Raw genomic sequence first — 17,541 nt, forward strand, 5'->3', positions numbered from 1 at the left:
CAACTGGATCGATTACAATGTTTCAGAGTTAACCATTCATGGGTAAATAAAAGGAAAGAAGTAAGGGAGGAATAATAAATGTTATCAAAAGAAGAGCTGAGCTATTTTAAGAAAAAATTAGTACAACTTAAAGAAGAAAGTATTCAAATGGTAGAAGCCAGTCAGCCTTTATCGTTCGAGGATTACGGAGAATTAACAAGTTATGATAATCATTTTGCGGATAGTGCCACACAATTAGAAGAACGAGAAAGACAAAGGGTTTTGCATGATACAGCAAACAATCTCCTCGAAGAAGTGAATGAGGCTTTGGAGCGGATTAACACAGGATCTTATGGCGTTTGTGTCGATACAGGAGAACCCATTTCCTATGAAAGGCTTAAAGCCCTGCCGTATGCCAAACGAACGGTAGAAGCGCAAAAAGAGCTGGATAAAGAGAAAATGGCTAGCCCTCAGGAGGATCCGTCATTTTTGACCCCGGAGGAAGATGTAAGAGGAGATAAGCGGATTCAAACCGTGGATGAACTGATAAGCGTGCATGGAAACTCATCGTCATAAAATGTACTCGTAACAAAAAATGTCTTCTTTCCGAGAGAAAGGAAGGCATTTTTATGTTGAAAGGAATTGGTTATCGAAGAGAAAATAAAAAAGAGTTGGGGTCCAAGGACCCCAACCACTGCTCTATTATTGGATTTTCTCATTATAAAATTGAACGGCATACTGTGCGCCCTCGCTCACCATTTCGTTATCGGCAAAATCCTGTGGATGCGGGTTGCCGCCCTTCTCAATCGGAAGCTGCTCGGCTTTTTCGTATACAGTCGGTTTCACCTTGCGTTTCCAGTCTCTTAACACACTCTCAGCTTTAATCCTGTTCGGTTTGTTTGATAGCCATACGGCAGCTGATGCTCCAATTCCTACCGCTACTAGCGAGCTCATACTTGCGACCTTTTTCATCAATAAAACCTCCTTAAGATTTGGACTTGTTCTGTACATACCCGTTTTCTTTCTCTAGTAAACATTTTTTTACGTTTGGGTTCCCTTTTTTTAGGGAATCAAAAGGATTGATTGGGAGGCGGTATAGTTTGGAGAGAAATATCAATTTTGATCAATGGAAATGGGTTCAATTAAACAAGAATGAGCTGAATACAGTCTGGGAACAGGAGACCATGATATCTGACTGGTTTACTTCTGTTCGAAAAAGTCAAACCAATTTTGTGAAAGTGCATGGGTTGGTAGATGGGGAAAGGGTTGTGAATGGGTCTCTTATTTATAGACAAGATGAGGAGGAGGAAGAAAATCGTCGAATCTTTCATTTCTATCTAACCTCTAACACCTTATTTACGATTGATTTAGAGTTTACCTCTTTTAAAGAACTGGCCCCAGAAGTGATGCTTCGGCAGCTAAATAAGACAGAGAATGCCGTCGATGGCTTTTTATTTTTGCTGGGGGAACTGGTTAATGACTTACTGGATGAGATTGACCAGTTTGAGGAGTCGCTCCATAAGCTAATGTGGGGTGTGAAAAACAGGAATGAAATGCAGATATTGGAACATATCTTTGCCCAAAGGCATGAACTGATGGTTTGTAAAAATCTATTGATTCCATTCCAGGAGCTGAAAATGGCGATAGAGGAAATTAATTTTCCTGCCGTCAAAACAAGCGAAATTTTTGTAAGGACGTGCAAACGGATCGATCGGGCGATGGTGTTGCTAAGGGAGTATGAACAGGAGTTAGACTCGATGATTCATTTAGAGGAGGTCATCTCCTCTCATCGGGGAAATGAAATTATGAAAACCTTAACGGTCCTGACAATTATTTTTACCCCGATTATGGCTTTAGGGGCGCTATGGGGAATGAATTTTAAACATATGCCTGAGCTTGAGTGGAGGTATGGGTACCTGGTTTCGATTATTTCGATTGTCTTGTCCACAGCTCTACTCTATGGCTATTTAAAAACAAAGGGCTGGACAGGAGATCTATTAAAAGGGAAAAAGAAAGGTTCATTTTTTCATTGAAAAAGGTTTGAACCTAGTACAATCGGGTATAACACTATCAAGGTTAGAAACTAGCTAACCTATTAAATCAAGATAGCATAGAAGGAGGGTGGTTGAAGTATGTGGTTGCATTGTTCGGTAAAACCAGCAGGAATGAAAAACAGCAATCTGAAAAAATAAAAGGAGGAAACAAATCATGAATAAAAATTATGTTGATGACAAGGATATGGAACGTAAGGAAGAAAACGAAATGAACAAAAGTTACGATATTAACGAAAAAAGACGAACAGGATATACCGATGGTGAAGATCCTTCGATGAAGCAAGAATTCCCTGGCGACGAGATTGTCGAGGATTTAAGAGAGCTTTCGCAGCAGAATGGGCAAAATAATCCAGCCTTTCTAAGCGGTGAAAATGTTAAACAAGAGACTGACAGGCAGAGATATGGTGATTCGATTTCCAAGAATGGTGATAAACAATTTCAAGACCCCCCATCGGAGTCGCAGAATAAAAGTAACGATCAAAATCGTAACTGATTCTTAATCTACCATTCACTACCTTTTCTATAGATAAGAGGCTTGCACAAATGCGTGCAAGCCTTTTTCTTAATTAATACAATTCCACTGGGAATTTAGTACTATTCGAAAATCTTCCTAATTTTGGTATAATGCTAGGAAATTATTTTTTTAAAAAATAGGTTTAGCTTTCTAGTAGAAAGGGTATGTAACCATTAACTATTTTCAAGAGGTGATGACATGAAGGTAAATATAGAGAAACATCAGAATGAGAAGGAAATACTGGTGAGTATAACTGGAGAAATCGATGCGTATACAGCGCCGAAGCTTCGTGAGGAACTGCTGCCTCTTACGGAGGGTAAAAATAAAGTGATTACGGTGAATCTAAAGGATGTCTCGTACATGGACAGCACCGGACTTGGAGTGTTTGTAGGATTGTTCAAGCAACTGAACAAGAATGACGGAGAACTAAAGCTAGTTGAGTTATCAGGCACCTTAAAGCGGCTATTTAAAATTACTGGTTTGAGTAACATTATGAACATTACAGAGGATGGGGGACGATGAAACACGTGATGGATTATATTGAAATGAAGATTCCAGCCAAACCGGAGTATGTGGGTGTTATTCGATTAACGATTTCAGGAATTGCCAGCACCATGGGTTATACATATGAGCAAATTGAGGATATTAAAATTGCTGTAAGTGAAGCCTGCACAAACGCGGTGCAGCATGCCTATCCGGAAGAGGAAGGCGGAGAGGTCATTGTCGGCTTCGGTATTTACGAGGATAAGTTAGAAACGATGGTTGCGGACAGCGGTCAAAGCTTTAATTTTTTACAGAAAAAAGCAGAACTGGGCCCATATACAGAATCCAGTACAGTGGATCAACTGGCAGAGGGAGGGTTAGGTTTGTATCTGATTGAAACGCTCATGGATGAAGTCCGTGTTTCGAATACTTCGGGAGTAAGTGTCTTCATGGTGAAGTATCTAGGCGAGGAGCGTGAAAATCATGACAAAGCTACCTCAGACCGTGAAACGAACTAAGGAAGAAATCTATTCATTGATCCTGGATTTTCAGGAGAACGAGAGTGAGGCCGCCCAAACCCAGTTAGTTAAACAGTACACCAATCTGATTGGGAGTATTGCGAGAAAATATTCAAAAGGCAGGAATTTGCATGAGGATATTGTGCAGGTAGGGATGATTGGATTATTATCCAGTATCCGACGGTTCGACCCCAGTACCGGGAATCCATTCGAAGCCTATTTAGTTCCGATGGTGATTGGTGAAATTAAACGATTTTTAAGGGACAAGACGTGGGATGTGCATGTGCCAAGGCGGATTAAAGAAACATGGCCCAAATTGAATGGAGCCGTGGATGAGCTGACGAACCGCTATCAACGCTCACCTAAGATACATGAAATCGCTGAGCATTTAGGGATTTCGGAAGAGGAAGTACTGGAAACAATGGAATTAGGAAAAGGGTATCAAACAGCCTCCGTGGACCAAACAATTGAAACCAGTTCCGATGGCAGCGGGGTTACTGCGTTAGATGTGATTGGGTCAGAAGATAAAGGATATGAAAAAATCGACCAGAAGCTGCTGCTCGGCAGCGCCCTTCATGTGTTGAACGAGAGGGAGAAGCAAATTATTCAGTGGACCTTTATCGAAAACAAAAGCCAGCGTGAAGTGGGGGAGCTGTTAGGAATTTCGCAAATGCATGTTTCTCGTATGCAAAAAAAGGCGATCGAGAAATTGCGTAAGGCGCTTGCCCGTAATAACTATCAAGACTGGAAAACGTAAAACAGATGCCTGACTCAAAAATGGACATGCACAGGGTCAGGCTCAGCTTTTGCAATAGGGGGGAAGCCAAATGCCAATGAAGATTGTCGTTGTTGATGATAATAAAACAAACCTAATAATTGTCGAGAAAATCCTAAGAAAAGCTGGCTATAATAGGTTGCTTATGCTGTCATCTTCAGGGGAGTTATACCAGTATTTACAGCTTGATGCACCGAACCCGAGTGAAGTACCGGTAGACTTAATTTTAATGGATATGATGATGCCGGAAATTGATGGAATTGAAGCCTGCAGGACGGTACTGGCCAATGAAAGGTTCTCAGACCTGCCGATTATTTTTGTTACGGCGATGGGAGATTCCAATAAAATGGCTGAGGCAATGGATGCGGGAGCCCTTGATTATGTGCTAAAACCGATTAATAAAGTGGAACTCCTTGCCCGGATTCGTTCCGTTCTGCGATTAAAGCAGGAAAAAGATTTGCGGAAAGAGCGGGACAGGCGAATTCAATATGAACTTGATCTGGCTAGGCAGGTGCAAAGGAGTATGCTCAGCAGCCCTCTTAAGGAAAAGGATGTCTGCATTTCCTCCGTGTACAGGCCCACCTTTGAGCTTGCCGGCGATTTCTATGCCTGGTATCAGATTAGTCACAACCAGTATGGCGTAATTTTGCTCGATATGATGGGTCATGGAATCTCATCCTCTCTTGTCGGGATGTACATCTATTCCGCTTTAAAAGATACAATTACGGGAATCGTTGATCCGGAAAAGGTTATGTTGGAATTGAACAGGCGAATGAATCAGCTTCATAACCCTGATAGTTTAATGAATTACTATTTTACGGCGATTTACTTTGTCCTCGATACGAAAAAACAAACCATCGAATACGTCAATGCAGGTCACCCTGCGGGGATTGCGATTGTGGATCAGGAAGTGAAACTGTTAACAGAAGGGTCATGCGCTCTTGGTTTTTTTGAGGAGATTGAAGTCACTAAAGGGGTCATTCCTTATCGAGAATCTGCGCGGATTCTGATGTTTACCGATGGGTTATCCGAATGGCTGGAGGAGAAATATGAGGATGCAAGTGATAAATTGATTGGCGCTTTGCAGGCGGAGGATATGCAAGACCCTGCGGCGTTACTTCATCAACTTGAGCCAGGCTGGGAGCTCGTCAATCCTCCAAAAGACGATATGTGTCTCGTCTTGATTTCTACAAATGCCTCCTGATAGAAGGGTGTCAGCTTTTTGGCTGACACCCCAATTTGAGTGGCTATTACTCACCTAGATAGGCTTCAAACATCCATCTGTGCTTTTCTAATGAGGTACGGATGTGAACGAGCATATCGGCTGTCGGCTGATCATCATCTTCCTCGGCAAGCGAGATCCCTTCTGTCAGCTCGGTACAAATCATCTCAAAATCATCCGCCAGTGTTTGGACCATTTGCTGGGCATTTTCATCACCTGTTGCTTCCTTTAGTGAGGTGAGTTCTAGGGTCTCCGTAAGGGTTGCCACCGGTAATGCCCGTTGCGACAGCATTCTTTCCGCAATGTTATCAAGATGTAAGGCTGCTTCTTTGTAAAGTTCCTCAAATTTGACGTGCAGAGTGAAAAAGTTCTCGCCCTTTACATACCAGTGGAAATGGTGCAGCTTCATATGAAGAACGGAAAAGTTCGCCACCTGCCTGTTGAGAGCCTCGGTTAGGGATTTGTTTTTTGTTTTCGTTTTTGTAGTTGTTGCCATTGTTATAACCTCCTCGATTTTGTGGTGTACTTTTTATATACCCGTTTTACTAGTTTTGAAACTATAAAATTTTCCTCCTAGGATAAGTAGATATTCCGTTCATAGGTTTGATGAAGGACAAATCGTGCCAAACGGATTGGAGAAATGTCCTTCATAAGGTTGGGACCAAATTCCCATTGGGTGAGATTGCTAGAAACGATATGATAGAAACATCTATTTTTTTACAAAGGGGAAAGCTGAGAATGAAGGGATTACATTTCAACATTCACACGAAAATTATTACAGGCTATGTATTCATTTTGGTTTGCTTAGTGGTCTCCCTGCTGATGGTCATGAATCGGATGTCAGCCATGCAGGAAGAGGTCGATTTCGTCACGCAGCATGATATCGAGGTCCACAATTTGGCCAGTCAGATTCAAAAAAATGTTCTCGATATGGAAACGGGCATGAGAGGGTATGTGATAACCGGCAATGAGGAGTACCTCGAGCCCTACAATACATCCAGCCGGAACTGGCTCGATTCCTTCAACAAACTTCACTCCCTGCTTGCGAATAACGGGTCGCAGCAGCGAAACTTAGAAGAAATAAAACCGCTGATTATCAACTATATCAGCAGTTCTGCAGAATATGCGGTTAATCAAAAAAAGAGTAATAACCAAACTGCTTTGGACGACTTTTTTAAAAATAACAAAGGCAAAAAGATGACAGATGAACTCCGGGCGCATTTTGATTCCTTCCTTGAACATCAGAAGAACCTGACAAAAGAGCGAGTTGAGAAGCTAAATCAGGATAATAACAATTTAAAAATCACGTTGTATGGCCTTATCATAGTGGTTACGTTGATTACGATTGCAACGGCTGTATTCCTGTCCAATTCGATTGTCAAAACGATTAAGCAGGTAGTCCGGACAATTAAAGGTGTTACAGATTCAAGAGAGACAGAGGTAGACCTTTCCACAAGAATTGAGGTCAGCACCCATGATGAAACCCGCGAACTTGCGGAAGCGATGAACGAGCTTCTCAGCAATCTTGAGAAACAGAATTGGATTCAGAAAAATATGGCGGAAATCTCGACGATGTACCAGGGAATGACGGATCTGACAGAATTGACGCATGCTTTTATCACGAAGCTTGCTCCTATGCTTGATGCGGTCTATGGCGTCGTCTACCTGCGCAGGAATCAAGGCAGCGAAGTTCGATACGTGAAGGAGGCCGGGTATGCCCTTGCTGGGGAAGAAGGGGCTGCTGTGAGTTTCCGGTTAGGTGAAGGGTTAATCGGTCAGGCGGCTATGGATAAAAGAATTTTCCTGATTGATCAGCTGCCAGAGGAGCATTTTAACGTCACATCGGGGTTAGGTGATTCTTCACCACGTAATCTTTTGATTGCGCCGATTTTAGTGGATGGCCGGGTGGAAGCAGTCGTTGAGTTTGCGGCGTTTCAGCAGTTTATGTCTCAGCATCTTACTTTGTTGGATTTGCTTCAGGATAAGTTCGGTTCTGCCATTACCAATGTGTCCGGAAGGATGGAAGTGGAAAGGCTGCTCGGGGAGTCTCAGGTATTAACCGAAGAACTTCAGGCGCAATCAGAGGAACTTCAAGCTCAATCGGAAGAGCTGCAAATGCAGCAGGAACAGCTGCGGATTACCAATGAATATTTAGAAGAACAGAAGCAATTCGCTGAACAAAGGGCGTTTGACTTGAAAAAGGCAAAGGATGAACTGGAAGACTATTCAAGGAAACTGCAGATGAGCTCTCAGTATAAGACGGACTTTCTAGCGAATATGTCCCATGAACTGCGCACGCCATTAAATAGTATTCTGATTCTCTCTCAAATGCTGATAGAAAATGACGAGGAAATGGACAGTTCAGAAGTGAAGGAATCCTCTCGGGTTATCTACACGGCAGGAAGTGATTTACTGCGGCTGATTGATGATATTCTTGATTTATCAAAAATTGAAGCAGGGAAAATTGAAATTCTAACGGATGAAGTCAATGTGACAGAAATTCCACAAATGATGAAAAGCATGTTTGATCCCGTTGCAGCCAAAAAGAATCTAACCTTTGAGGTGCATACATCTTCAAATGTACCTTCTGTGATTACGACAGACGGGCATCGCCTACAGCAGATTTGGAAGAATCTATTATCCAATGCCTTTAAGTTTACCGAACAGGGTTCTGTACAGGTTAGAATTGAACGGGCTGAACGAGGAAAGGTGGAGGAACTACTGCCTGGACTGGATGAGGAGGAAATGGTACTGGCCATATCGGTAAGCGATACAGGGATTGGAATCGCGCCGGAGAAGCAGGAAATTATCTTCAATGCCTTCCAACAGGTGGATGGTACAACCAACCGGCAATATGGCGGGACTGGTTTAGGATTATCGATATGCCGTGAATTTACCCGTTTACTTGGCGGTGCGATTACGGTTCAAAGCGAGCCGGAAAAAGGAAGTACATTTACGCTGTATATCCCTGGAAGACTGGAGGCAGCTGAATATTCTCTACAGCTTGAACAACTAGCGCTAGATGAAGTAGCAGTTAGTGTGAGCGAGTTGGCCGAGGACCAGCAGCCGATTAACGAAGAAACAGAAACAGTCGAGGTAATAGAAGCAGAGGCCACTGATGACCAGTTGTTTAAAGGGAAGAAGGTGCTGTTGGTTGAAGATGACCGCCGGAATGTATTTGCACTTGTAACCGCACTTGAGAAAAAGGGTGTGAAGGTTCAAGTGGCAGAGAATGGCAAACGGGCGATTGAATTTCTACAGGAGCAAGCAGATGTTGACCTCGTTTTTATGGATATCATGATGCCGGTAATGGGGGGCTATGATGCGATGAAGGTCATCCGGCAGGACTTGGAGATGGAAAGACTGCCAATTATTGCGCTGACGGCCAAGGCAATGAAAGGTGAACGTGACAAGTGCATGGAGGCAGGGGCTTCTGATTATATTATGAAACCCTTAAATATCAATCAGTTATTCTCGTTAATGCGGGTATGGCTGACACAGCAGGTGAATGAAGAGTGAAACAGATTGTAACAGACACCAATTTGCTAGAGCCCAATGAACTTCAGGAAATTGAAATCAACTTGCTGCTCGAGGGCTTGTATCAACTGTATGGCTATGACTTCAGGGGCTATGTCAGGGGTTCGATTGGCAGGAGGATTTTAAACCGGATGAAGGCGGAGAGGCTTCCAACGATTACGGCTTTATTGGAAAAAGTACTCCACGAACCAGGGGTTTTGGAGCGGCTGTTGAATGATTTTTCCATCCGGATGACGGAAATGTACCGAGATCCTCCCTTTTTTGTAGCCTTTCGGAACGAAGTGGTGCCTTTGCTTCGGGAGCTTCCTGAGATTCGGATTTGGCATGCGGGCTGCGCAACGGGCGAGGAGGTTTATTCCATGGCAATCCTTATGCAGGAGGAGGGCCTCTATGGGAAAACGAGAATTTACGCTACAGATATGAATGAAAAAGCGCTGATGGCTGCGCAAAAGGGAGCGTTTCCGCTAAAAAAGATGCAGCAATATACGAAAAATTATTTGAAAGCGGGAGGAAAAATGGCGTTTTCCGAGTACTATAACACGGACCATCAGTTCGCTTATTTTTCACCAAGCTTGAACGAGAATCTAACCTTTGCGCAGCACAATTTGGTGAGTGACAGCTCGTTTAATGAATTTCATGTGATCCTATGCCGCAATGTGATGATTTACTTTGATAATACCCTGCAGCAGCAGGTTCATAGCCTTTTCTATGACAGCCTGGCGGACGGAGGATTCATTGGACTGGGAAGTAAAGAATCGATTCTAGGAATGCCAAAGGGTATAAAATACGCAGAATTTAATTCAAGTGAAAAAATTTATCGAAAAAAAGCAGATGTCTGACTCTGAGTCAGGCATTTTTTTATGTTTGATAGGGTTGTTGAAAGGGTATATCTCTTTAAAAAGACTGTGAGGGAACAGGATGAAAATAAGAATCGAAATATTCTTTGTGATAATGATGTTTTTCTGCTGCTGGATGGTTCTTTTTACAAGATTCCCTTTTGGGTGGAAAGCATTTGGGTTTAGTTTGTATGCAGGTATCATTCTATACAGTTTAGCAGGGTTATGGCTTCAAAATCGTTCCGTTCCGAGAACTCTTTTATGGACCGTTCTGTTAATTTTAGTACCGGTGGCAGGCTATATTTTTTATGTGTATTCAGGACAATTGTTATATAATGGGGAGCTTTTTAAAAGCAAGCGCACTAGTGACCGTGAGTTGTTCGAGGCACTCGGTAAAAAAAAGCGGCCTGTTGAGGTGCCGCCTGAGCTCAATGAACATCAGCGCGGGTTTATCGGTTATCTCGAACGGGTGACCTTAACGAATCAAAACCAGAATACGAGGACCCAAATTTTAAAAAACGGGGAAGAAACCTTTCAGGAGATGAAACAGCGGTTGAAGGAAGCGAAGGACTTTATTCATTTAGAGTATTATATTTTTCGCTATGACCGACTGGGGCAGGAACTGATGGAAATCTTGGGCGATAAAGTAAAGGAAGGAGTGGAGGTCAGGCTGATTTACGATGATTTCGGAAGTTACTCCCTTTCCGAACAGGATAAAAGGAAAATGGCGGACTCCGGGATTCAGCTTCACCCTTTTCTACCGCTCAAATCCGGATGGTTTACGCAAAAGTTTAATTTCCGTAATCATCGAAAGATTATTGTCATTGATGGAAAAATTGGATTTGTCGGCGGGCTGAATGTGGGAGTCGAATATCTTGGGGAGGATAACAAGATTGGTTTTTGGTGCGATACGCATGTTTTGCTGGAAGGAGAAGCGGTCCAGACACTGCATGCAGTTTTTTTAGTAGATTGGAAGTATGTCTGTGGTGAAAAGCTGTTTGAAAATCCCCGCTATCTCAAGGGTGTGCCGGTGAAAGGGGATGGTCTCGTTCACGTGGTCGCTACTGGACCGGAAACCCGTGACATGGGTGATCACTTTTATGCGCTGATTACCTGTGCGACAGAATCGATATGGATTGCGACTCCGTACTTTATTCCCAATCAGGCCATTATGACCGCACTGCGGGTGGCTGCGAAAAAAGGCATTCAGGTCAGGCTAATGGTGCCCGAGAGCAATGACGGTTTTCTCACCCAATATGCCACTCAATCCTATTTTTCAGAACTTCTTCGTGCGGGAATAGAGCTCTACACCTACCAAAAAGGCTTCCTACATAAAAAAGTAATGATAGTCGATGGTGACATCGCCTCGATTGGAACGGCAAATTTGGACCTGCGCAGTTTTCATTTGAATTTTGAGGTGAATTTGTTTTTAACAGGCACCGACAGCATTAACGACCTTGTTGTTCATTTTGAAGAGGATCTTAAAGAATGCAGCCGGGTCCGGCCGGTTGCCTTTTACAAAAGAAATCTAGGTGTTAAATGGAAGGAATCCTTTGCCCGGCTGTTCTCGGGTGTCCTTTAACACAGTTACTAGGCATCTGCACTCCCGCAGATGCCCTTTTGAGAATATAAAAAAGGAAGACTGCAGGAATTTGCAGTCTTCACTTCTTTCTATATTATGCGTTTCGTCGAATCGTTCGGAGCACAAGGCTTAGGATAAGTACAAAGACGATGGCGCCGAGGAGTGCGGGTAAAACGTAAAATCCCCCAATTACAGGTCCCCATCCGCCTACAAGTGAACCAATCCAGGCCCCGATAAAACCTGCTATGACATTTCCAATAACTCCGCCTGGAACATCACGCCCCAGAATCAGCCCAGCCAACCAGCCGATAACTCCTCCAATAATTAATGACCAAATAAATCCCATGAAAATCTCTCCTTTTTCGTTTTTTCGTGAGTATGGTTAGTACATACCCGCCAATTTCAGCTTCGAAACTTATAAATGAAAAAATTTGTCACGATTTTGATCCAGACGTTCTATGAAGGAGTTCTCTTGGTGCTTCATTAGTGTTCCTAAATAACGCTGGCAAACTTTTAATTCATAAGATAATTGAATAAATCCTTCCCGGTCCCGATTATCCAGACACTGATCAATTTTTTGTTTTAACAAACTAATCTTTGTAATTAACTCTGCTCTTTTCTTCATTTCAAACCTCCCAAGTATTCTTTTTAATAATGGCTGTTTTAAACTTGGATGTTGATTTACGCTCCAGGCGCTATGCTTTCCGCGGGCTCGCCCGTGAGCCTCCTCGCAGCTTCGCTCCTGCGGGGTCTCACTCAGCTCGTTCATCCCGCAGGAGTCAAGCGCCTTCCGCTCCAATCAACTGGTGCCAAAAATCAACAGTCTCCTTTAACACAGCCATTAAAATAACTAAAGGGTAAATACCCCATTATCTGTTCACTTAAACTTTTTTAAAAAAAAGGTTTCGTTTATTGAAAGAGAGGATATATAACTGGTACAAGCTGACACAGCAGCTGACTATACCGCTTGAGGAGGAATGAAAATGGAAACTTTAAGAATAGTAGAAAACGGAGTCGAAGCAAGAAGGGAAATCGCTCAATTTCAGAGACAGGGATTTACCAAGGACGAAATTTATTTATTCGCACATGACAAAGACCGTTCCGAACATCTTACAGATGCACTGGAAATAAGCGCTATTGGTGTAGGTGAGCAGGGGGTCTTTGAATCGATTGCCAACGTATTTCGTTCCAGGGGGGATGAACTGCGATCGAAGTTAGAGTCATTGGGGTTATCAGCGCATGCTTCGGAGCTTTGTGAAGAACAAATGGATCATGGAAGAGTCATTGTCATCGCATCTAAATCGGCTTAATCTAGGGAACTAAAAAAGAATGAGGTGAAGGAATCATGAAAAAGACTAGTCAAAGTATAGAAGAATTGAAAGGTATGCGTAAACGAGCAAGGCACCGTATTAGGGAGAGCGAGTCATTCATGCAATATTTTAAAAAACCAATTATTCATAAGGAGATACACGGGGACAGAGTTTTCGTTCCGTTAAGAATCAGCAGGATTTGGAATGGAATCTAACATTTATATACACCTATTAACTGCCTAAACACTGATTGTTCCCACATAACCAGTGTTTAGGCAGTTAATGCGTTAAAAATTTGCTATAATAAAACGAAACCTTTCAGACTTTCATCCGTCAGTATGGTATGCACTTCTTTTATGCAACTCTTTTATGCAAAAAATCATGCATAAAAGAAGTTTATTGCATAAATGGTGACAGGCACCAAACACCAAAAGGAGGGGTATGATGGAGAATTTTGGACAGATTGCTTTGCTGAGTATTGTCTCGCATCTGGTGTTTATTGCGTTGGCGTGGTGGGCGCTGCAGTCGATCCGCTTAGACAAGCTGTTAAAACCCAGCCATGTTTTTCAAGCAAGATTGCTTTATATATTGTTGGCTATTGTTATTGGATCATCTGTTAGTAATTTTTTCCTAGACTACCTTCAATGGTCTAGACAGCTGCCATTGATTTTACAATACATACAACTGGTAAAAATTTAGGTCTTCGTACATGTATCTTTTTCAGGAGAAATTGAGTACAATTCTCTTTGTGTGAAAAAATAAACAAAGCTCACAGCTTAGATATAGAGTTAGCGCAAAAAGCGGAATTACATCAATGTGAAGAACCTCATGCAAAAACGAAAGCTATTCTAACGCAGGAAATAGGTAATTTTTCAAAGGAAAGATCTTCGGATTCAAAAAGCTTGTCAAAAAGTGACGACATTTCCCAAGTATGCTCTTGCTCTCCTTGGTAACAATGGTAGTAAGGGGGAGAGTAGAGATGAAGAGAAAAAAGGTCCTTTTTAGCATAGGTATGTTGATGATAGTTGGTTTGATGGCGGTCCTTGGCAGCCGGATGACGGAAGCTAGCGGTGAACTCGAATTAATAAAAATCGCCGACGCTTTTCAAACAGAAGATATTTTGCTCGAAGAATGGTCGTTTTATGCAAGGGAGCATTTGGTTGACCTGAATACTGAGAATGAAGTGCAGGAATATGTGAAGGAGCTTCAGCAAAAGTTTCCTGATTGGGATTGGTCTCGTAGCGCGACCAATGACAAATGGGAAGTAACAGCAGTATCTCCGACTTCTAAACACCACACAGAAATGCTTCAAATTATGGCAACCCACACAAAACAACCTGTAGATGCGTATATAGTATATAGGGTCAGCGGTAAAGCGTGGAACGAGGAGATGGAGTCCTTTTTCACGAAGAATCAATTTAAAAATAGGCAATCTGACATATTTCGAGGAAATCCAACAATTTTCTCTAGTATGAAGGGTAGTATCAGTGATAAGATTGATAAGTCTGTACCATCGATTGCAAATGATATTATGGAAATTTTTAAAGCAACAGAAATCGAAGCGTTAAAAGAGGAAAATTTCATGTCTGTTTCGGCGAATTCGCCAATGTTTACAGACTCCATAGCTGGTGACATGAATTTACAAATTGGGATACGCTCCGAAGGATTGGGCACAAAGACTACCATAGTAGTTGGCACACCAATCATTACGATTGAATATTAATATAGAGAAAATGGACGCGGAGGGGAATACTCTTGGAAAAGATCATCGTCCGCGGCGGACAAAGGCTAAACGGATCGGTTAAAGTAGAAGGCGCAAAAAATGCGGTCCTGCCTGTACTCGCTGCCACATTATTAGCAAGTGACGGAAAAAGTGTAATTCGTGATGTACCTACACTCTCCGATGTATACACAATTAATGAAGTATTGCGCAACTTGAATGCAGAGGTTGCCTTTGACAATAATACAGTTGTCGTTGATGCATCTAGAGTGTTGAAAGAAGAAGCGCCATTCGAATACGTTCGCAAGATGCGCGCATCTGTCCTCGTGATGGGATCGCTCCTCGCACGCAATGGCCGTGCACGTGTGGCTCTGCCAGGCGGCTGTGCGATTGGTTCTAGACCGATTGACCAGCATCTTAAAGGCTTTGAAGCCATGGGTGCGAAGGTGAAAGTAGGAAATGGATTTATCGAAGCGGAGGTTGAAGGCCGCTTAAAGGGAGCAAAGATTTACTTGGATTTCCCAAGTGTTGGTGCCACTGAAAATATCATGATGGCTGCAACGCTTGCTAAAGGTACGACAATCATTGAAAACGTAGCAAAGGAACCAGAAATCGTTGACCTTGCAAACTTCTTGAACAAAATGGGCGGTAATGTCCGAGGCGCAGGCACGGGCACTCTTCGTATTGAAGGTGTCGATGTACTGTTTGGCGCGGACCACAACATCATCCCAGACCGAATCGAAGCGGGAACCTTTATGGTTGCTAGTGCGATTACGGGCGGAAATGTATTGGTACAAGGTGCTGTCCCTGAACATCTCTCTTCTTTAATTGCAAAAATGGAAGAGATGGGCGTTACGATTATTGAAGAAGGTGATGGCGTTCGTGTCATCGGTCCTGATAAGCTTAAGGCTGTTGATATTAAAACGATGCCGCATCCTGGATTCCCAACGGATATGCAATCACAAATGATGGCTCTTCTGCTTCGTGCGGATGGTACATCAATGATTACCGAAACGGTCTTCGAAAACCGCTTCATGCATGTTGAGGAATTCCGCCGGATGAATGCTGACATTAAGATTGAAGGCCGTTCTGTTATTTTAAATGGTCCTTCTAACTTACAAGGCGCAGAAGTATCTGCTACAGATCTTCGTGCAGCAGCAGCTCTGATTTTAACAGGCTTGGTTTCTGAAGGTAACACACGCGTAACGGAATTAAAGCATTTAGACCGTGGATATGTAAACTTCCATGGAAAATTAGCTTCTTTAGGCGCAGATATCGAGCGCGTGAAGGAAGCAGATGAAGTTTTCCCAGAAGTCGAAAGTTATATTACGGATTTAAACGCGTAATTTTATAAAAAATAATCAACCGAAGAGGGTATCCTTGCTGAGGATGCATTCTTCGGTTTTTTATTATATGCTGTTTTTAGAAAATTCAGTCATTTATTTTTTGTCATAAATGCTTGTCCGCCTCCATATGATGGAATGAGAAAGCGCCCAAGAATGGGGTGCGTAAATTTCATAATTGGAGGCTCCTACATGAAAAAATTCAAACCACTCATCCTACTAGCGTCATTCTTATTTGCCCTCACATTAATCATTCCAGCGATCCTAGTGCTACCGTTCGGGGATGGGAAAGCAAGCGGCAAATTAGGTGAAGACCTATCCAACAAAGCCCCAAATTCCGAAACTGCAGACAATCCATCAAAAGACTCCTCCGTTGAAGTGGCGGTTTATCGCACATCGGCAGGACAAATTGATAACGTTCCATTAGAAGAATACCTTGTCGGGGTGGTAGCAGCTGAAATGCCTGTTGAATTCAAGGAGGAAGCCTTGAAGGCACAAGCGTTGACAGCTCGAACGTATATTGTTAAAAAAATGCTGAGCAAAGATGGCATCGGCGTTCCTGAAGGCGCACAGGTAACGGACACCCAGCTCCATCAGGTGTATTTGAGTGAGGAGCAAATGAGAAATAATTGGGGGATGGAGTTTGAATCAAACTACGCAAAAATACTATCTGCGGTTCGGGACACGAGCGGACAGATTTTGACGTATGACGGTCAGGCCATCGACGCCTCCTTCTTCTCCACCAGCAATGGCTACACCGAAAACTCCGAGGACTACTGGCCAAATGAAATGCCTTATTTGCGAAGTGTATCAAGTCCATGGGACAAAAATTCCCCAAAGTTTAATTCTGTTAAAGAAGTGACCGTCAAACAATTTGAATCCGCACTAGGAGTGAAGGTTGGATCGAGCGGGACGATTGGAAAAATTGTTGAGCGCACCGCAGGCAAGCGTGTCGCCAAAGTGGATTTCAACGGCAAGGTCCTAACCGGAAAACAAATCCGTGAAAAATTAGATTTACGGTCGTCTGACTTTGAATGGGAGCGGAAAGGAAGCAGCATCGTGATTACGACCCGCGGCTTCGGACACGGCGTCGGCATGAGCCAATACGGCGCAAACGGCATGGCCGCCGCAGGGAAGGACTATCAGGAGATCGTGAAGCACTATTATCAGGGAGTCGAAGTGACAAGTGCGGATACAATGCTTGCTACGATTACGGCGAAGAAATAAATGGTGGAGCTAGGCAATGCCTGGCTCTTTTGCTGTGCATGAGGCGGTGGGGAATTAGTTAGGCAGATAAACAAAGGGTTTATGCAGGTACAATGGAATCTAGGCAGGTAAGCGAATAAAAATAGCAGGTGGAGGAATCATTTTGGCAGGTAGAGGTTTTTTTAGAAAAAAGGTAATTAAAAAATCATACCTCGATTCCGAATCCACGCTTAATTCAGTGTCTGATATCCATATATAGGGGATTCTGATGCCTGAGCCAGGCCGCAGCCTGGCTTTTTCAGCTACATTCTGGTGTGTAGAATTAGTTAGGCAGATAAACAAAGGGTATATGCAGGTAAAAAGGAATCTAGGCAGGTAAGCGAGTGAAATTCGCAGGTGGAGGAATCATTTTGGCGGGTAGAGGATTTTATATAAAAATGGTAATTAAAAAATAACACCTCG

The 17,541-nt window shown here is 42.9% G+C and carries 20 protein-coding genes; 16 read left to right on the top strand and 4 right to left on the bottom strand.

The genetic code is table 11. The features are described 5' to 3' along the window. Positions 1 to 78 precede the first annotated feature (78 nt). Positions 79 to 555: a TraR/DksA C4-type zinc finger protein gene (locus M3189_RS17575; RefSeq protein WP_251635864.1), complete on the top strand. Its 477-nt coding sequence runs from the start codon at positions 79 to 81 to the stop codon at positions 553 to 555. 126 nt (positions 556 to 681) lie between these two features. Here M3189_RS17575 and M3189_RS17580 read toward each other — a convergent pair whose 3' ends face one another. Beyond that, complete coding sequence (locus M3189_RS17580; protein ID WP_251635866.1) at positions 682 to 951, bottom strand: hypothetical protein; 270 nt, start codon at positions 949 to 951, stop codon at positions 682 to 684. A gap of 128 nt (positions 952 to 1,079) precedes the next feature. On the opposite strand from M3189_RS17580, the gene M3189_RS17585 reads away from it, so the two are divergent. The 6 genes from M3189_RS17585 to M3189_RS17610 all read left to right on the top strand — a co-directional run bounded on the left by M3189_RS17585 (position 1,080) and on the right by M3189_RS17610 (position 5,527). Next, positions 1,080 to 2,012 carry a magnesium transporter CorA family protein gene (locus M3189_RS17585; protein WP_251635868.1) on the top strand — a complete coding sequence of 311 codons (933 nt, stop codon included), beginning with the start codon at positions 1,080 to 1,082 and terminating at the stop codon, positions 2,010 to 2,012. Positions 2,013 to 2,187: 175 nt separating this feature from the next. Further along, positions 2,188 to 2,526, top strand: a complete 339-nt coding sequence (locus tag M3189_RS17590) for a hypothetical protein (protein WP_251635871.1) — start codon at positions 2,188 to 2,190, stop codon at positions 2,524 to 2,526. Between the two features lie 219 nt (positions 2,527 to 2,745). Then, positions 2,746 to 3,069 carry an anti-sigma factor antagonist gene (locus M3189_RS17595; RefSeq protein ID WP_251635872.1) on the top strand — a complete coding sequence of 108 codons (324 nt, stop codon included), beginning with the start codon at positions 2,746 to 2,748 and terminating at the stop codon, positions 3,067 to 3,069. Next, complete coding sequence (gene rsbW / locus M3189_RS17600; RefSeq protein ID WP_251635880.1) at positions 3,066 to 3,548, top strand: anti-sigma B factor RsbW; 483 nt, start codon at positions 3,066 to 3,068, stop codon at positions 3,546 to 3,548. Before M3189_RS17595 ends, rsbW begins: the two co-directional genes overlap by 4 nt. Beyond that, on the top strand, positions 3,514 to 4,305 hold the full coding sequence (gene sigB, locus M3189_RS17605) for an RNA polymerase sigma factor SigB (RefSeq protein ID WP_251635882.1): 792 nt from the start codon (positions 3,514 to 3,516) through the stop codon (positions 4,303 to 4,305). Before rsbW ends, sigB begins: the two co-directional genes overlap by 35 nt. Positions 4,306 to 4,381: 76 nt before the next feature. Continuing rightward, positions 4,382 to 5,527: a PP2C family protein-serine/threonine phosphatase gene (locus M3189_RS17610; RefSeq protein WP_435368102.1), complete on the top strand. Its 1,146-nt coding sequence runs from the start codon at positions 4,382 to 4,384 to the stop codon at positions 5,525 to 5,527. 46 nt (positions 5,528 to 5,573) lie between these two features. On the opposite strand, the gene M3189_RS17615 is transcribed toward M3189_RS17610, so the two are convergent. Then, positions 5,574 to 6,041, bottom strand: a complete 468-nt coding sequence (locus M3189_RS17615; protein WP_251635886.1) for a Dps family protein — start codon at positions 6,039 to 6,041, stop codon at positions 5,574 to 5,576. Positions 6,042 to 6,283: 242 nt separating this feature from the next. Between M3189_RS17615 and M3189_RS17620 the strand changes: the two genes are divergently transcribed. From M3189_RS17620 to cls, 3 genes are all read left to right on the top strand, one after another. Then, positions 6,284 to 9,064, top strand: coding sequence for a CHASE3 domain-containing protein (locus tag M3189_RS17620; RefSeq protein ID WP_251635888.1), 2,781 nt, complete (start codon positions 6,284 to 6,286; stop codon positions 9,062 to 9,064). Beyond that, entirely contained in the window at positions 9,061 to 9,921 is an 861-nt protein-coding gene (locus M3189_RS17625; RefSeq protein ID WP_251635890.1) for a CheR family methyltransferase, read from the top strand. The genes M3189_RS17620 and M3189_RS17625 overlap by 4 nt, the downstream gene beginning before the upstream one ends. 79 nt (positions 9,922 to 10,000) lie before the next feature. After that, positions 10,001 to 11,500 (top strand): cardiolipin synthase, encoded by a 1,500-nt coding sequence (gene cls / locus M3189_RS17630; RefSeq protein WP_251635892.1) that lies wholly within the window; start codon positions 10,001 to 10,003, stop codon positions 11,498 to 11,500. A gap of 94 nt (positions 11,501 to 11,594) precedes the next feature. Here the strand turns inward: cls and M3189_RS17635 are convergent, their stop codons facing one another. Together M3189_RS17635 and M3189_RS17640 are read right to left on the bottom strand one after the other, a co-directional pair. Beyond that, entirely contained in the window at positions 11,595 to 11,846 is a 252-nt protein-coding gene (locus M3189_RS17635) for a GlsB/YeaQ/YmgE family stress response membrane protein (RefSeq protein WP_251635899.1), read from the bottom strand. 69 nt (positions 11,847 to 11,915) lie between these two features. After that, positions 11,916 to 12,269 carry an IDEAL domain-containing protein gene (locus M3189_RS17640; protein ID WP_251635902.1) on the bottom strand — a complete coding sequence of 118 codons (354 nt, stop codon included), beginning with the start codon at positions 12,267 to 12,269 and terminating at the stop codon, positions 11,916 to 11,918. 214 nt (positions 12,270 to 12,483) lie between these two features. Here M3189_RS17640 and M3189_RS17645 point away from each other — a divergent pair, with 214 nt between their 5' ends. From M3189_RS17645 to spoIID, 6 genes are all read left to right on the top strand, one after another. Next, positions 12,484 to 12,810, top strand: coding sequence for a general stress protein (locus M3189_RS17645; protein ID WP_251635904.1), 327 nt, complete (start codon positions 12,484 to 12,486; stop codon positions 12,808 to 12,810). Positions 12,811 to 12,845: 35 nt separating this feature from the next. Further along, the gene (locus tag M3189_RS17650; RefSeq protein WP_251635906.1) at positions 12,846 to 13,025 is read left to right on the top strand and encodes a hypothetical protein; all 180 of its coding nucleotides are present in this window, start codon (positions 12,846 to 12,848) and stop codon (positions 13,023 to 13,025) included. A gap of 226 nt (positions 13,026 to 13,251) precedes the next feature. After that, entirely contained in the window at positions 13,252 to 13,509 is a 258-nt protein-coding gene (locus tag M3189_RS17655) for a DUF1146 family protein (protein ID WP_251635908.1), read from the top strand. A gap of 280 nt (positions 13,510 to 13,789) precedes the next feature. Then, entirely contained in the window at positions 13,790 to 14,533 is a 744-nt protein-coding gene (locus tag M3189_RS17660; RefSeq protein ID WP_251635910.1) for a YwmB family TATA-box binding protein, read from the top strand. A 32-nt stretch (positions 14,534 to 14,565) separates the two neighbouring features. Beyond that, positions 14,566 to 15,876: a UDP-N-acetylglucosamine 1-carboxyvinyltransferase gene (murA, locus tag M3189_RS17665; protein WP_251635919.1), complete on the top strand. Its 1,311-nt coding sequence runs from the start codon at positions 14,566 to 14,568 to the stop codon at positions 15,874 to 15,876. Between the two features lie 189 nt (positions 15,877 to 16,065). Further along, positions 16,066 to 17,100, top strand: coding sequence for a stage II sporulation protein D (gene spoIID / locus M3189_RS17670; RefSeq protein WP_251635921.1), 1,035 nt, complete (start codon positions 16,066 to 16,068; stop codon positions 17,098 to 17,100). The last annotated feature ends 441 nt before the right edge of the window (positions 17,101 to 17,541 follow it).

This window comes from Neobacillus niacini (assembly GCF_023715415.1).
GTDB lineage: Bacteria > Bacillota > Bacilli > Bacillales > Cytobacillaceae > Neobacillus > Neobacillus niacini_C.

Bases quoted from the DNA above. Each gene is read 5' to 3' on its own strand.
- M3189_RS17620 (WP_251635888.1), top strand. From the start codon at position 6,284: ATGAAGGGATTACATTTCAACATTCACACGAAAATTATTACAGGCTAT.
- spoIID (WP_251635921.1), top strand. From the start codon at position 16,066: ATGAAAAAATTCAAACCACTCATCCTACTAGCGTCATTCTTATTTGCC.
- M3189_RS17660 (WP_251635910.1), top strand. From the start codon at position 13,790: ATGAAGAGAAAAAAGGTCCTTTTTAGCATAGGTATGTTGATGATAGTT.
- M3189_RS17645 (WP_251635904.1), top strand. From the start codon at position 12,484: ATGGAAACTTTAAGAATAGTAGAAAACGGAGTCGAAGCAAGAAGGGAA.
- sigB (WP_251635882.1), top strand. From the start codon at position 3,514: ATGACAAAGCTACCTCAGACCGTGAAACGAACTAAGGAAGAAATCTAT.
- cls (WP_251635892.1), top strand. From the start codon at position 10,001: ATGAAAATAAGAATCGAAATATTCTTTGTGATAATGATGTTTTTCTGC.
- M3189_RS17610 (WP_435368102.1), top strand. From the start codon at position 4,382: ATGAAGATTGTCGTTGTTGATGATAATAAAACAAACCTAATAATTGTC.
- M3189_RS17615 (WP_251635886.1), bottom strand. From the start codon at position 6,041: ATGGCAACAACTACAAAAACGAAAACAAAAAACAAATCCCTAACCGAG.
- M3189_RS17640 (WP_251635902.1), bottom strand. From the start codon at position 12,269: ATGAACGAGCTGAGTGAGACCCCGCAGGAGCGAAGCTGCGAGGAGGCT.
- rsbW (WP_251635880.1), top strand. From the start codon at position 3,066: ATGAAACACGTGATGGATTATATTGAAATGAAGATTCCAGCCAAACCG.
- M3189_RS17590 (WP_251635871.1), top strand. From the start codon at position 2,188: ATGAATAAAAATTATGTTGATGACAAGGATATGGAACGTAAGGAAGAA.
- M3189_RS17635 (WP_251635899.1), bottom strand. From the start codon at position 11,846: ATGGGATTTATTTGGTCATTAATTATTGGAGGAGTTATCGGCTGGTTG.
- M3189_RS17575 (WP_251635864.1), top strand. From the start codon at position 79: ATGTTATCAAAAGAAGAGCTGAGCTATTTTAAGAAAAAATTAGTACAA.
- M3189_RS17650 (WP_251635906.1), top strand. From the start codon at position 12,846: ATGAAAAAGACTAGTCAAAGTATAGAAGAATTGAAAGGTATGCGTAAA.
- M3189_RS17655 (WP_251635908.1), top strand. From the start codon at position 13,252: ATGATGGAGAATTTTGGACAGATTGCTTTGCTGAGTATTGTCTCGCAT.
- M3189_RS17595 (WP_251635872.1), top strand. From the start codon at position 2,746: ATGAAGGTAAATATAGAGAAACATCAGAATGAGAAGGAAATACTGGTG.
- M3189_RS17580 (WP_251635866.1), bottom strand. From the start codon at position 951: ATGAAAAAGGTCGCAAGTATGAGCTCGCTAGTAGCGGTAGGAATTGGA.